At 51.1% G+C, this 13897-nt stretch carries 14 protein-coding genes and 1 pseudogene; 13 read left to right on the forward strand and 2 right to left on the reverse strand.

Annotation, left to right across the window (positions count from 1 at the left end; genetic code table 11):
* The first annotated feature begins 13 nt into the window (after window positions 1–13).
* The 8 genes and pseudogenes from H8730_RS04810 (at window position 14) to H8730_RS04850 (ending at window position 6665) form a co-directional block, all read left to right on the forward strand.
* Window positions 14–973 (forward strand): LCP family glycopolymer transferase, encoded by a 960-nt coding sequence (locus H8730_RS04810; RefSeq protein ID WP_177718962.1) that lies wholly within the window; start codon window positions 14–16, stop codon window positions 971–973.
* A gap of 65 nt (window positions 974–1038) precedes the next feature.
* Window positions 1039–1962, forward strand: coding sequence for an AEC family transporter (locus H8730_RS04815; protein ID WP_346726554.1), 924 nt, complete (start codon window positions 1039–1041; stop codon window positions 1960–1962).
* Window positions 1963–2037: 75 nt separating this feature from the next.
* Window positions 2038–3360 carry an MFS transporter gene (locus tag H8730_RS04820; RefSeq protein ID WP_249289505.1) on the forward strand — a complete coding sequence of 441 codons (1323 nt, stop codon included), beginning with the start codon at window positions 2038–2040 and terminating at the stop codon, window positions 3358–3360.
* A 142-nt stretch (window positions 3361–3502) separates the two neighbouring features.
* Window positions 3503–3819 (forward strand): annotated as a pseudogene (locus tag H8730_RS04825) (DUF4368 domain-containing protein); the annotation flags it as partial.
* Between the two features lie 79 nt (window positions 3820–3898).
* Window positions 3899–4159, forward strand: a complete 261-nt coding sequence (locus H8730_RS18020; protein WP_430385370.1) for a hypothetical protein — start codon at window positions 3899–3901, stop codon at window positions 4157–4159.
* A gap of 1281 nt (window positions 4160–5440) precedes the next feature.
* A complete protein-coding gene (locus H8730_RS04840; protein ID WP_249289507.1) occupies window positions 5441–5809 on the forward strand; it encodes a hypothetical protein in 369 nt (122 codons plus the stop codon).
* Between the two features lie 217 nt (window positions 5810–6026).
* Window positions 6027–6254, forward strand: coding sequence for a hypothetical protein (locus H8730_RS04845; protein ID WP_249289509.1), 228 nt, complete (start codon window positions 6027–6029; stop codon window positions 6252–6254).
* A 93-nt stretch (window positions 6255–6347) separates the two neighbouring features.
* A complete protein-coding gene (locus H8730_RS04850) occupies window positions 6348–6665 on the forward strand; it encodes a hypothetical protein (RefSeq protein WP_249289511.1) in 318 nt (105 codons plus the stop codon).
* A gap of 198 nt (window positions 6666–6863) precedes the next feature.
* On the opposite strand, the gene H8730_RS04855 is transcribed toward H8730_RS04850, so the two are convergent.
* Window positions 6864–7793 (reverse strand): DUF1002 domain-containing protein, encoded by a 930-nt coding sequence (locus H8730_RS04855; RefSeq protein ID WP_177720285.1) that lies wholly within the window; start codon window positions 7791–7793, stop codon window positions 6864–6866.
* 251 nt (window positions 7794–8044) lie between these two features.
* Between H8730_RS04855 and H8730_RS04860 the strand changes: the two genes are divergently transcribed.
* From H8730_RS04860 to H8730_RS04870, 3 genes are read left to right on the forward strand one after another with little or no spacing between them, the layout of a single operon-like run.
* Entirely contained in the window at window positions 8045–8767 is a 723-nt protein-coding gene (locus tag H8730_RS04860) for a ThuA domain-containing protein (protein ID WP_177720286.1), read from the forward strand.
* Between the two features lie 25 nt (window positions 8768–8792).
* On the forward strand, window positions 8793–9902 hold the full coding sequence (locus H8730_RS04865; RefSeq protein WP_177720287.1) for a Gfo/Idh/MocA family protein: 1110 nt from the start codon (window positions 8793–8795) through the stop codon (window positions 9900–9902).
* Between the two features lie 31 nt (window positions 9903–9933).
* The gene (locus tag H8730_RS04870; protein ID WP_177720288.1) at window positions 9934–10635 is read left to right on the forward strand and encodes an AlkZ-related protein; all 702 of its coding nucleotides are present in this window, start codon (window positions 9934–9936) and stop codon (window positions 10633–10635) included.
* A 68-nt stretch (window positions 10636–10703) separates the two neighbouring features.
* Here H8730_RS04870 and H8730_RS04875 read toward each other — a convergent pair whose 3' ends face one another.
* On the reverse strand, window positions 10704–12431 hold the full coding sequence (locus H8730_RS04875; protein ID WP_177720290.1) for a DEAD/DEAH box helicase: 1728 nt from the start codon (window positions 12429–12431) through the stop codon (window positions 10704–10706).
* A 272-nt stretch (window positions 12432–12703) separates the two neighbouring features.
* On the opposite strand from H8730_RS04875, the gene H8730_RS04880 reads away from it, so the two are divergent.
* Entirely contained in the window at window positions 12704–13324 is a 621-nt protein-coding gene (locus tag H8730_RS04880) for a GNAT family N-acetyltransferase (protein ID WP_177720292.1), read from the forward strand.
* Window positions 13321–13797 (forward strand): peptidylprolyl isomerase, encoded by a 477-nt coding sequence (locus H8730_RS04885; protein WP_177720294.1) that lies wholly within the window; start codon window positions 13321–13323, stop codon window positions 13795–13797. The genes H8730_RS04880 and H8730_RS04885 overlap by 4 nt, the downstream gene beginning before the upstream one ends.
* Window positions 13798–13897: the final 100 nt, after the last annotated feature.

A 13897-nucleotide genomic window follows, 5' to 3' on the forward strand; every position in this document is an offset into this window, starting at 1 on the left:
AAAGGGTGTTTGGATGGCAAGAAAAGAAGGAAAAAAGAAGCGCGTTTGGCTGAGAGCCATTCTGATTACGTTGGGAGTCCTGATTGTCGCCTGTTCTGGAGTGCTTTTGAAGGCGTATCTGGATGTAAAAGATATGACGGACGCCGTGTATGTATCGGTTTCAAAAGAGAACAAGCGAGCGGAGGACGGCGGCTCCGATTCTACAGATTTGATTGGGCGAAAGGAGCCATTTTCCGTACTGCTCTTGGGAACGGATACGGGAGGATTAGGGCGGACGGAACAGCGTGGACGGACAGACACCATCATGGTGGCGACCATAAATCCCAATGACAAGTCGGTGAAAATACTGAGTATTCCCCGTGACACGCGGACGGAGATCATCGGAAGGGGGACGGTGGATAAGATCAATCACGCCCATGCATTTGGCGGGGTGGAGATGACGATCAACACGGTCCAAAACTTTTTGAACATTCCCATTGATCACTATGTCCTCGTCAACTTAAATGGATTTGAGACGGTGGTTGATGCGCTGGGCGGTGTTACGGTGGAGAACACCATGGCCTTCTCCCTGGACGGATTTGATTTTCCTGTGGGAACCATCTCCCTAAATGGCGAGGAAGCGTTGGCCTATGCCCGAATGCGCTATGAAGATCCGGAAGGCGATTTTGGGCGAAACCGCAGGCAGCGCAATCTGGTAACGGCCATGGCAAAAAAAGCGCTGTCCTTGGAAGGAATTTTGAATTACCAGAGCATTCTGGATTCCCTCCGGGATAATATGCAGACGGATCTGACGCTGCAGGACCTGACAACCTTGGTTCTGAGCTATCGGCAATGCGCGGAATCGATTTCCCAGTACGATACCCTCCCGGGAGTGGGAAAGACAATTGATGGGGTCTGGTATTGGATTCCCAATGAGGAGGAGGTTTCTAAAATTTCCTCTGAGCTTCGGCAGCATCTGGAGCTTTCAAATTAAAGACATGCAAGAGAAATCCTACGGTGGATACCGTTGCAAAGGAAACAGACATGGAGAATCTTATCTTGGCATTCAATGTAGTTATGCCGCTTTTTCTAACCATCGCAATTGGTTATGGCCTTAAGGTACTAAAATTCTATGACAAGCCTGCGCTGGATGTCATGAATAAATTGTGCTTTAAGGTCTTTTTGCCGCTGATGTTATTTGAAAATGTATATAAAACAGATTTAGCCGGAGTTTTCAACGGAAAAATCCTGGTTTTCTCCGTCATTTCAGTATTTGTGATGTTTGTCATTCTCATGCTCTTAATCCCGAGGGTCGAGAAGGACAATGCCAGACGGGGCGTTTTAATCCAGGCCATGTTTCGAAGCAACTTTGTCTTGTTCGGGCTTCCCGTGGTCATCTCACTCTGCGGGGAAGAGGCGTCCGGCGTCACCGCCCTGATGATCGCAGTGGTGGTTCCGATGTACAACGCCCTGTCGGTGGTCGCGCTGGAAACCTTTCGGGGAGGGAAGCCCAGCCTCAAAAAGATCGGAAGGGGTGTCATCACCAACCCTCTGATTATCGCCTCAGCGCTGGGCATTCTGCTCTTCTTCACAGGGGTAAAGCTCCCCTACGCAGTGGACAAAACCATTGCAGATTTAGGCAAAATTGCGACGCCATTGGCGTTGGTTGTCCTGGGCGGTTCCTTTGATTTTTCTAAAATACGAGGGTATGCCAGACAGCTTCTGATTGGCGTTGGCGGAAAGCTGGTGATCGGGCCGGCCCTTTTCTTGCCTATCGGCGTTGCCCTCGGATTTCGGGATGTGGAGCTCACCAGCCTGATGATTATGTTTGGAGCGCCCACCGCCGTCTCATCCTTTACGATGGCGCAGCAGATGGATGGGGATAGCGAGTTGGCCGGTCAACTTGTGGTCTTTAGCTCTGCCTTTTCGATCTTGACTATCTTTATCTGGATTTTTATTTTAAAACAATTGAATCTGATGTGAAGTCTGTGTTAACTCAACATGCAGACAATGTAAAAAATACCATTCCTATTGTAACTTGTTTTGGGATACGCTATAATGGAAGTATCATCATGGAATTCGGTGGAGGAGCGTGAGGGAATGGAAGAGCGGAGTCAGAGATTTACAAAAGTGGAGCGGAGCTGGATTTTATACGATTGGGCCAATTCCGTGTATGCCACCATCATGATGGCAGCCCTGTTTCCCATCTATTTTACTAGCTTGGCGGGGGAAGCTGGCGACGTGTGGTGGGGCGTGGGCTCATCGGCAGCAACCTTTATCATGGCATTTTTATCGCCGGTCGCCGGTGCTGTGGCGGATTACCGGGGGCGCAAAAAAATCGTATTCAGCTTATTTTTTATTCTCGGTCTGGTGGGCACCTTCTGTACGGCGATCACCGAAAATTGGCGGTTGATTTTAGGATTTTATGTCCTCTCCAACATTGGTTTTGCCGGAAGCAATCTGTGCTACGATTCATTTTTGACGGATGTTACGACGAGGGAGCGGATGGATAAGGTCTCTGCCTGGGGCTATGCCATGGGGTATATCGGTGGAAGCACCATTCCGTTCCTTGCCGCCATCGCGCTGGTGATGCTGGGACCGAGCATCGGGATCGATAACGCCGCCGCGATCCGCATATCGGTTGTGATCACGGTGCTATGGTGGGGCGGTTTCAGCATACCCTTCTTCCGGCACGTGAGACAGCGGTACTATACGGAAAAGAAGAGCGGCCATGTGGTCAGGGAGACCTTCTCGAATATTTGGCGGACCGCAAACATGATTTTTCAGGACCGCCGTCTTCGTCTCTTTATTCTGGCATACTTTTTTTATATCGACGGCGTGGGGACGGTAATCAAGATGTCAACCGCCTACGGCGCAACCCTGGGGTTGGATTCCACGGGTATGGTTCTGGCTTTGCTGGTAACCCAGATTGTAGCGGTTCCCTGTGCCATCTGGTTCAGCAAATTGGGAGAGCGGATTGGCGGGCTCAATGTGATCCTGCTAGGTGTGGGCATCTACTGTGTCATCTGTACGCTTGGCTTTGTTATGGGGTATGGCACAGAGGAAGGATTTCTGACCAATAGGCAGGCACTGGGAATATTTTGGATCTTGGCAGTGCTGGTGGGCACCGCGCAGGGCGGGATTCAGGCCATGTCTCGATCTTACTTTGGCAGAATGATACCGCCAGAGCGCTCCAATGAATGTTTTGGCTTCTTCGATATCTTTGGCAAGTTTGCCGCAGTCATTGGTCCGGCTCTATATTCTGTTGTCAAGACAGTGACAGGGCGATCCTCCATGGCAATCTTTGGAATCATCCTCCTCTTTTTGCTGGGAGGCGCCTTATTGGTCGGGTGTAAAAAGGCGAACCCTGATATGCGCTGACGTAAAGGTCAAAGTGAAAAGGGGCTGTCCTGAAATGGCGACTATTGCCCCTGATAGATAAGAAGGAGGAATCGGGTACCCACCGCGTCTGTTGTTTATGATCGTACTATACGGCTGCTCCCGTGGAATCGACACGACACGGGGAGGGCGGGCACAGAGGTTTGTGAAACTGACAGAACGCTACGCCGATTTTACCGACCTCACCCCCCCCCCGCCATTCTGGGCGAGTTTAACAGCAGGATTGAAGTTCATGAGCGCGACAAAAAGGGAGCGAGATACGCCACTCAGCACATGGGGATATACTTCAACCATATCGGCAAGTTTGAAAATGAACTGACACAGCTTGCCGAGGAAGCGAAAAAGGAAAAGAGTCGCGCTTATCAACGGGAGTATGAGCGTATCAAAGCGCGGGAGTATCGGGCAAGGAAAAGGGCGCAGGCCGCCGCGCCCGCGCAGTAAAACAGAATAACCGACAGCAGAGAGGGATTTTCCGATTACGGGAAATCCCTTTTTCACGCCCACAGAAAGGAGTGATTAAGTGGCAGAAAAGAACGAAACGTCCACCGCCCCGCAAGCCCGACGGTATCATCACGACGCAGAGGGACGGGCAGACCAGTTGTTTTTCAACCACAGCGGCACAGAAACATACCGCGACAAGCTGCTCAAAATGATACTTGCCGACAAGCGGGAGAAAAGCGGGAAACCGCATATACTGACGCGCAAGGCACAGGCGGGGAAAGACTACCTCAAAGGCGTGATGAACGGCAAGACCACAATCCCGACAAGGGCAGCGGGATAGTCAATCTCTGCCCCACCGCCCTGTTTTGAGTTTTTCGTTTGACCGATAAATATGTAAGTGTTTAGTAGTTATCAGAGCCAATTTACACTTCACACATAGGTGAAAGCAACACCCGGAGAAGTATAATGGAAATACTCCACACCCACAATCGAGCTTTTTTTGACAAGGTGGTAAACCCCTATTAAAATAATAACCAAATAGCCGGATAATAAGTACTGCTTGTTCCTTTAGACCAAACTGGAAGTCCAAATACGGAGAATACATTATCTCCGAAGCAAACCCTTGTACTACTCCAAGTACCCCCGAATACAATACCCAGAATTATTAACACAATCGCAGAAATCCATTTTATTAACTGCTTATTTATAGTCAATTTTATTACCCCCATTTCTCTAAAAATCGGGAGTTATTTTGTTTTCTTAAATGGAGCAATAAACAGCACTATCATTATAATGGCATATATTCCATAAAGTGTATAAGAAATTGTGTTATTCCATGGAAAACTTGCCTGTGGATTATTCAAAGCAACGAAGATAAATATAACCGCAATTATCAGCATTATGAAAGCAATAGTTCTTGAACACTTTTTCGTCATAATGTTTCCTCCTCAAATCCATTTTGTCGGTTCGTTTGCTACCCCAAGTATAGCAAATCTTTCCGCCGAAAACAATCAGTGTTTTATGTCCGTTCCGACGATCCAGACCGCCAAGGGACGAGTAGTATTTTTCCGCAAAGGGCGCGAAAATACACAGGGTAAGATTTTGTTTTATAGTGCCTGCCTCCAAAACGGCTTCTAACCGTCCACAGGCGCGTTTTGCACCCCTCTCCGACGCTTTAGTCAATAATTAAAAAAAGCACTTGAGAAAACGCTTCATGCAAGAAGTGTCCGGTGAAGGATAGGTGCATCCGGCAGCCATGGAGCAAAAGATATCCACAGAGGAAGGCATTCTGCACCGAGTCAACCGCGCCATCCAGTCGGAGGGTGTTTTTGCCATGAGTAAAGAGTGGCCTACAACAGCATCATAAAATACAAACAGGCCGGTTGGGACAACTGCTGCGTAGGGACCCCAAAAGGAAGAACAGCGTACTTTTTTGGAAGGCAAATTTTGTCCCTCAGAGTTAGTATGCTGTTATTAGGCACTTTTCACCAATTTTTTCCAGCCTTATGCAAATAAAAAGGCTACCCCCCTCATGATTTCGCAAAATCATTTTGGGACAGCCCCGTTTTTGCACGCCGGCAAGGAAAGGAAGGGCAGAAGCCAGCGTGCAAAAGGAGGCAAATTGCACGCCGGCAGCGTCGAGACGCCTAAGTCGGCGGAGAAATGGGAAGAAAAATGCACGCCGGTGAGGCGAGGAAGTGCAGGGGTTAGCGTGCAAGAGGAGGCAAATTGCACGCCGGCAGCGTCGAGACGCCCATACCGGCGGAGATATGGGATGAAAATGCACGCCGGTGAGGCGAGGAAGTGCAGGGGCCAGCGTGCACACGGAGGCAAATTGTACGCCGTCAGCGTCGAGACGTCCAAGCCGGCGGAGAAACGAGATAAAAAATGCACGCCGTTAGGCGAAGAAGGGCAGAGGCCAGCGTACACACGGGGGCAAAATCCCCGCCGTCAGCGTCGAAACGTCCAAGCCGGCGGAGAAACGAGATGAAAAATGCACGCCGGCGAGATGAGGAACAGCAGAGGCCGGCGTGCAAAAGGAGGCAGAATCCCCGCCGCCATCGTCGAGACGCCCAAGTCGGCGGAGAAATAGAATGAAAAATGCACGCCGGTGAGGCGAGGGACGGCAGAGGCCAGCGTGCAAGAGGAGGCAAAATCCCCGCCGCCATCGTCGAAACGCCCAAGCCGGCAGAGAAATAGAATGAAAAATGCACGCCGGTGAGGCGAAGAAGGGCAGAGGCCAGCGTGCACATGGAGGCAAATTGTACGCCGTCAGCGTCGAGACGCCCAAGCCGACGGAGAAACGAGATAAAAAATGCACGCCGGTGAGGAGAGGGACGGCAGAGGTCAGCGTGCACACGGAGGCAAATTGTACGCCGGCAGATTCGAGACACCTAAGTCGGCGGAGAAACGAGATGAAAAATGCACGCCGGTGAGGAGAGGGACGGCAGAGGCCAGCGTGCAAGAGGAGGCAAAATCCCCGCCGTCAGCGTCGAGACGCCCAAGCCGGCGGAGAAATAGAATGAAAAATGCACGCCGGTGAGGCGAGGGACGGCAGAGGCCAGCGTGCACACGGAGGCAAATTGTACGCCGTCAGCGTCGAAACGTCCAAGCCGGCGGAGAAATGGGAAGAAAAATGCACGCCGGTGAGGCGAGGAAGGGCAGAGGCCAGCGTACACAAGGAGGCAAATTGTACGCCGCCATCGTCGAAACGCCCAAGCCGGCGGAGAAACAGAATGAAAAATGCACGCCGGCGAGGCGAGGAAGTGCAGAGGCCAGCGTGCAAGAGGAGGCAAAATGCACGCCGCCATCGTCGAGACGCCCAAGCCGGCGGAGAAACAGAATGAAAAATGTACGCCGGTGAGGCGAGGAAGGGTAGAGGCCAGCGTACACACGGAGGCAAAATCCCCGCCGCCACCGTCGAAACGCCCAAGCCGCCGGAGAAACAGAATGAAAAATGCACGCCGGCGGGTAGTCTTCCAATATATGCAGGGGCAGGACAATCCTTTTCCCGGCAGCCCCTTGCGCCATGTCTTTATCCTCTTTTATGCAAACAAACCCTTAAGCCAATCGAGGAAACTTTCAAACCAGCCTTTAAGCGTGTTGAGAAATCCCTGTCCTTCCTCAGAATTGGCGAAGCTGGTAACCGTATCCATCACCTGGTTGGCTTTATTTTTGATATTGGATGCGACCGTGTCCCAGTCAATATCCAGAGTCCGCATCTTGTCAAACAGGGAAACCAATTTAGCGTAGGTTTCATCCGATAGGCTGACTTCATACCGCTGCAATGTATCGGTCACGATGGTTTCGATTTGCTCTCGGGTCTCCGGCTTTTGTTCGCTGATAGTAACCTTTATATCGCTGACGATGTCGGAGGCTTTTTTCTGTGCCTCATTTTTAGCTGTTTCCGTGTCCTGACCACTTGCTTCTGCCTGACTTGCCAGTTCATCCCCTATAGTAACGGAGAGCAGGACTTCTTCATTGACCGCTTCTTTGACCTCCGGATCAATGGTGGCTCCGCTGGATGTCTCATAGGCTTTCATGATGCCAGTTAGAGCTGCTGTGCCAGATACATCGTAGGGGGCGGAGATCTGGATCTTTGCATCGGTAATTCCGGCTGTGATCAACGCATCCGCATAATTCTGCTTTGTAATGTAGGTGATATGCTCGGAGGTGGTGATATCCAAGCCGGATCCCTTTTCTGTGTAGGTAATCATGGCTGAGGATATGGCTTTTGAGCCGATTTTTCCGCTGGGAACAATGTTGCCCAGTGTCTCGTGTTCTTCTTTATTGGTGATGGTCAGGATCAACGTATCGTCCTCAACCCCAAACTCTTCTAGCAGTGCCTCCTTTTGAGCATCCGTCAGGTCTTCCCCCAAAATGGCAATGCTGTCCCCCACAGCGGTATCCGCGCGGGAGGTCATGGGTATCAGCAGGAGCAGGCCCATCAGACATAGCGACCATAAGCGTTTCATAAGCTTCCCTCCATTGTTTCTTTTTGTATCTATTGTAGACTATGTTGCGACCTTTGGCAATGACTTTTAAAAAGTTGTAAGAATCCTGACAGATGGAGAAAGTTAGCAATAATTGTCTGGCCAAGGGAAAGAAATGGCAAGTCAAAGGAAGAGAATTGTGCTAAGATGTACAGAGAATGGATGGAGGCCCTGATCGGAACTCTGTCGATTGATGCTATCAAGACGGTTGAAGGAATGAAAGGAGTTGTACAATGAAAAGAGCATTGCTTTTCCAGGGCGGCTGGGATGGACATGAACCAAAGTTAACCTCCGCAAGATTCTCTAGAATTTTACAGGAAGAGGGATTTCAGACGGAGATCTCCGATACGCTGGATTGTCTGGCCGATCTCGATGCGCTGATGGAGCTGGATTTGTTGGTGGCGTGCTGGACCGGAGGCGAAATCAAAAGCGAATATACACGAAACGTGGCGAAGGCCGTGGGCGCTGGCGTTGGGTTGGCCGGTTGCCATGGCGGAATGTGCGATTCGTTCCGCCAGGATACGGAATGGCAGTTTATAACCGGTGGTCAGTGGGTCAGCCATCCCGGCGGGGATGGCGTGGAATACACGGTTAACATCAAAAGCTCTTCCAGCCCCATCGTGTATGGTCTAGAGGACTTTACAGTCAAGAGTGAACATTACTACCTGCATGTGGACCCAGCCATCGAGGTATTGGCGACCACCCGCTTCCCCCTCATCAGCTACTATCATATCTCCAACAAGGCTGTGGACATGCCGGTCATCTGGACAAAGCGCTGGGGAAATGGACGTGTATTTTACAATTCCCTGGGGCATCATGACGATGTGTTTGAAAATTCCCCGACGGCGGAAGTGCTGATGCGGCGCGGTATGCTGTGGGCGGCTGAGGGCAAGGAAATCGCCGTGCGCGAAGGGCTCACCACAGATGCTTTTGAAAATAACGCCAAAATGTATTGACCGATAATAGCAGGAGGATATTCCCATGAGAACGATGAAGATTGGAATCGTCGGCTGCGGCTCCATCAGCGGCATCTATCTGAAGAATTTGACATACCGGTACAAGGAGGTCGAGATCATCGGGGTTTGCGACCTGATTCGAGAGCGCGCGGAGAAAGCGGTGGAGGAATATAAGATTCCTAAGCTGTACGAGGATATGTATGAGCTCTTCGCGGACCCGGATGTGGACATTGTGCTGAATCTGACCCGGCCATATGAGCATTTCGGCGTTACAAGCGAAGCGCTAAAGGCAGGCAAACATGTGTATTCCGAAAAGCCCCTGGGGGCGACGCTGGAAGAGGGGAGAGAACTGATTGCCCTGGCGAAGGAGAAAAATTTGCTCATCGGCGGGGCTCCGGATACATTTATGGGGGCGGGAATCCAGACTTGCCGTAAACTGATGGACGACGGATATATCGGAACGCCGGTAGGCGCGTCAGCCTTTATGGTCTGTCACGGGCATGAGACATGGCATCCAGACCCGGAATTCTACTACAAATTCGGCGGCGGCCCGATGATGGACATGGGGCCCTATTATTTGACGGCTCTCGTCAATTTGTTGGGCGCGGTTGCGTCCATCTCCGGCATGACCAAAAGCACATTTTCCCAGAGAACCATCACTAGCGAGCCTCACTATGGCGAGATCGTCGATGTGGATGTGCCAACCTACATTACAGGTATGATGCAATTCGCCTGCGGCGCCATCGGCACAATCTTCACCACATTTGATGTGTATAAGGCGGAAATGCCTTGGATTGAGATCTACGGTTCACAGGGGACGCTGTCTGTACCAGACCCTAACGGATTTGGTGGTCCTGTGCGACTGTACCGGCCGGAGGAAGGTCGATTCTATGATATACCGCTGACCTTTGGCTATGCAGACAACAGCCGGGGCATGGGATTGGCGGATATGGCAAAGGCGATCCAGACGGGCCGAAACTTCCGTGCCAGCAGTGATATCACGTTCCATGTGTTGGAGATCATGACCGGCTTCCAGCGGAGTCAGGAACAGGGCCGGCATATCGCGCTGGAGTCCCGTCCGTCCCGCCCTGCGCCTATGCTGCGCCATGAGTTGGAGGGGATCTTCGAAGTGTAAATGGAGTACGATTCCCGATAGGAGGACCGGTATGGAGATACGTACATTTTCCGATTTTTGCACAGCTGTGTTGGACTGTGGATTTTCCATGGGGGGAGGCAACAGCGAGGGCATCTATTCCATTATACCTTGGCGGTGGGATGAAGTCCCACCGTATGACACGCCAGTCTGCTGGCATACAGGAGACCCGGAAACCGACCCATGGGAATGGCGCATACGCGTGCTGGAGGAGCGCCGCGACATCGCCTACGCAAAGGTCTTTTTCCGAAAGAGCGGTTATATTGCAAGGGACTGGTACCCATATTTTATAGCGGCGCGGCGCGGGAACACGTCATTGGAAGAAGAGTACGGAAACGGTAGGATCAGCCAGTATGCAAGGCGAATCTACGCGGTGATTGAAGAGAATGGAGTCGTGCCACTTCACGCCATCAAGAAGCTAGTGGGGGTTGAAAAGGAGGACAAAGCGCAGTTTGAGCGAGCGCTTGTGGAGTTGCAGATGAAGCTGTACATCACCATGTGCGGGGCACAGCAAAAACGGTCTCAGGCAGGAGAGGAGTACGGCTGGTCCTCCACGGTTTTCTGTCCGACAGAACTGTTTTGGGGAAAGGAGATGGAAGAGGAGGCGGCCGCCATCACAAGAGAGGTTGCCATTGAGCGGATTGCGGAGCAGGTGTACAGACTGAACCCTCAGGCGGAAAAGAAAAAGATTTGGAAGTTCATTACTGGGATGTAGGCTCCCCATAGAAAAGGCTCCCTGTTCACAGAGATTCGGCATCTGTTGACAGGGAGCCTTGTAGTAGACTATTTTTCATTCCAACGTTTCTTTTTTCCACGGCTTTCCGATCTAGCTCCATGAGCGGCAGGCCTTCCCTTGCCAGCCTCGCCTCGATTGGTGGGCGTGCCTTTGCCTTTTCTCCCGCTTCCTTTCACATCCTGAGCCCGCTCAACATTGACGGCTTTTCCTTTGATCTGATTGTTCTTCATGCCAATCAAAACATCTTTGACGTAATCGACTGGGATATCGACAAAGGTAAAATTGTCGAAGATGTCGATGGCGCCGATGATCTTTCCCGGTATGCCAGTCTCACCTGCGATGGCGCCGACAATATCCTTCGTCCGGATCTGCTGGTTTTTCCCGATATTGATGTACAGGCGAACCATATCCGCGTCCGAATACTCGCGTTCTGGAATTTTGGTTGGCGTAATGGAGATGTCGTCTTCTCCCTCGCTGGTATCATCGTAGAGCTCTCGTTTGAGGAGCGCGGCGGCGATATCCATGACGGAATAATCTTCTTCCACCAGGCTCTCCACAAGGTTGACATACTTGGTCAGATGGCCCTCGTCGATGGAAGCTTTCAATTCGTTGAGAAAGGCGCGGGTCTTAACCTCCTCGATGTCGCTGAGAGTGGGAAGCCGCTGAGGAAGGATTTTGCTGCCAGTATAGCGCATAATATCCCGGAGCTTGTAGACCTCTTTCCCCACAGCGAAAGTATACGCCTTGCCCGTCTTGCCAGCCCGGCCAGTTCGGCCGATCCGGTGAACGTAGTACTCTTCATCGGACGGTATGTCATAGTTAAATACGATATCGATATCGTCCACATCGATGCCGCGAGCCGCCACATCTGTCGCCACCAAAATCTCAATGGTCCCCTGGCGAAATTTCTTCATGACCAGATCGCGCTGGACTTGCTTTAGATCCCCGTGAAGACCGTCGGCAAAATAGCCGCGGCCTTGCAGCTGCTGCGTCAGCTCGTCCACTCGCTTCTTTGTATTGCAAAAGACCATGGAGCGCTCCGGCGAATACAAATCGATGAGCCGGCACAGGGCTTCTAGCTTCATTTTTTCTTTGACTTCAAAGTAAATCTGTTCAATCTTGGGAACCGTTAATTCCTTAGGCGTTGTCTTGATCAGCTGGGGATCCCGCTGGTATTGCTTCGTCAGATCAAGGATCTCCTGCGGCATGGTGGCGGAAAATAAAATCGTCTGCCGTTCCTCCACTGGCATCTGAGACAGAATCAGCTCAATGTCTTCGCGAAAGCCCATGTCCAGCATTTCATCGGCCTCGTCCAGCACAACCATCTGGACGTGTGAGACCTTAATCGTATGGCGCCGCATGTGATCCATGAAGCGGCCGGGAGTGCCGATGATAATCTGTGCCCCCTTTTTTAAAGCGGAGATCTGGCGATCGATGGGCTGTCCGCCGTAAACAGGTACGACCTTGATATTGTCTTTATACTTCAGGAGTTTGCGAAATTCTTCGCAGACTTGGATGGCCAGTTCCCGTGTCGGACACAGGATCACCGCTTGCAGATACCGATCATCCGGATCGATCTGTTCGATGCAGGGGATCCCAAATGCAGCTGTTTTGCCGGTCCCTGTCTGTGACTGTCCGATGACGTCCTGTCCGGACATAATGATTTCGATGGCCTGCGATTGGATGGGAGTGGCTTCCTCAAATCCCATATCCTGCACGGCACGGATAACCTCTTCCGAGAGGTTCATGTCTTCAAAGTTTTTATATTCTGTCATACTTTCCTTTCAATGCTGTTTTGTCACAGCGAATTCTGTAAGTCCAAATAGAGTCTATGTACCAAATGTTCACTGGGAAGATGAGAATCCATTTGATACATAGTGTTTTATTATACCATGATTTTACTTCAATGGCAAGGGATTTTGGGATATTTCGAGAGCTTTGTTTGAAGAAGTCACGGCGCTTCCCTTGACAAGGTTTCCATTTTATAGTACACTTGCCAATGACTGAAGAGGAAAGGCGATTATAAGACAGGAAGGCGGTGCAAGAGATGAGTGATTGCTTAACGCCGATTACCCTAGAGAATTTTGATAGGATTTATCAGCGGGTGACTCGGGATTTTCCGGACAATGAGCATCCGCCTTACGGAGCGATGCGGTCCAGAACGAAGCGGGGAGTATCCGAAGGATTTCTCTTTCAAGCCGACGGGATTGACTGCGCCTATGTGTTTACTGTGACAGAGCCAGAACAGAATGTGGTGCTACTCTACTTATTAGCTGTCTACGAGGAATATAGAGGGAGCGGTATCGGCGGGCGTTTCATGAAAGCGCTGGGGGAACAGTTTGCGCAGACAGCTGGAATTCTGATCGAGGTGGAAAAGCCGGAGCTGGCGCAGTCGGACGCGGAGCGGCGGACCCGGACGCGGAGAATTGCGTTCTATGAGCGTGCGGGCTATGCGATAGTGCCAGGATTCGAATATTATTCCATTTGGGATGTTCCGTATCATATCATGGCCTTGCCGAGACGTCGAGCCATGGAAGACTTGGCGGCTGGAGCACCCGCAGCGCTCCGGGGCGCCTACTTGAAGCTTATCGGGCAAAACAATATTCATAAGCTTGTCATCCGCACGCAAGCGCAGAAATTTACTGATGAAAAGGAGAATGCCACATGATCACGATCACAATGCAAAATGGAAAACAGATAAAGCTGGAGCTGTACCCGGAGGCAGCGCCCATAACGGTACAGAATTTTGTTGACCTGGTGAAAAAAGGATTTTACAACGGCCTGACATTTCACAGGGTTATCTCCGGTTTCATGATTCAGGGAGGTTGTCCGAAGGGAGATGGAACCGGGGGACCTGGCTACCATATTAAGGGCGAATTTTCACAGAACGGCGTTTCCAATCCCATCCGCCACACTCGCGGCGTCATCTCCATGGCGCGGGCCATGGATCCAAATTCTGCCGGTTCGCAGTTTTTTATCATGCACGCGGATGCGCCTCATCTGGACGGCTCCTACGCCGCCTTTGGGAAGGTCGTCGAAGGGATGGACGTGGTGGATGAGATCGCAGCGGTCAGTGTGGATTACTCGGACAAACCGACGGCCCCACAGGTGATGGAAAGAATTGAATATACGGAAGAGTAAAAGCTTCCCACCCTATCTCCTGGTAGGGTGGTTTTTTCAGGCCGTATTGGATTGCGGCAAATAAAGGCTTGATTTTTTTTCTCGGATATGGCAGAATAAG

Source organism: Bianquea renquensis (genome assembly GCF_014384895.1).
Classification (GTDB): Bacteria; Bacillota; Clostridia; order Lachnospirales; family Bianqueaceae; genus Bianquea; species Bianquea renquensis.

Excerpts from the sequence above, each read along its gene's own strand:
- H8730_RS04850 (WP_249289511.1), top strand. The coding sequence starts at position 6,348 with ATGCACGCCGGTGAGGCGAGGGACGGCAGAGGCCAGCGTGCACACGGA.
- H8730_RS04885 (WP_177720294.1), top strand. The coding sequence starts at position 13,321 with ATGATCACGATCACAATGCAAAATGGAAAACAGATAAAGCTGGAGCTG.
- H8730_RS04845 (WP_249289509.1), top strand. The coding sequence starts at position 6,027 with ATGCACGCCGGTGAGGCGAAGAAGGGCAGAGGCCAGCGTGCACATGGA.
- H8730_RS04820 (WP_249289505.1), top strand. The coding sequence starts at position 2,038 with ATGGAAGTATCATCATGGAATTCGGTGGAGGAGCGTGAGGGAATGGAA.
- H8730_RS04860 (WP_177720286.1), top strand. The coding sequence starts at position 8,045 with ATGAAAAGAGCATTGCTTTTCCAGGGCGGCTGGGATGGACATGAACCA.
- H8730_RS04810 (WP_177718962.1), top strand. The coding sequence starts at position 14 with ATGGCAAGAAAAGAAGGAAAAAAGAAGCGCGTTTGGCTGAGAGCCATT.
- H8730_RS04870 (WP_177720288.1), top strand. The coding sequence starts at position 9,934 with ATGGAGATACGTACATTTTCCGATTTTTGCACAGCTGTGTTGGACTGT.
- H8730_RS04865 (WP_177720287.1), top strand. The coding sequence starts at position 8,793 with ATGAGAACGATGAAGATTGGAATCGTCGGCTGCGGCTCCATCAGCGGC.
- H8730_RS04855 (WP_177720285.1), bottom strand. The coding sequence starts at position 7,793 with ATGAAACGCTTATGGTCGCTATGTCTGATGGGCCTGCTCCTGCTGATA.
- H8730_RS04875 (WP_177720290.1), bottom strand. The coding sequence starts at position 12,431 with ATGACAGAATATAAAAACTTTGAAGACATGAACCTCTCGGAAGAGGTT.
- H8730_RS04880 (WP_177720292.1), top strand. The coding sequence starts at position 12,704 with ATGAGTGATTGCTTAACGCCGATTACCCTAGAGAATTTTGATAGGATT.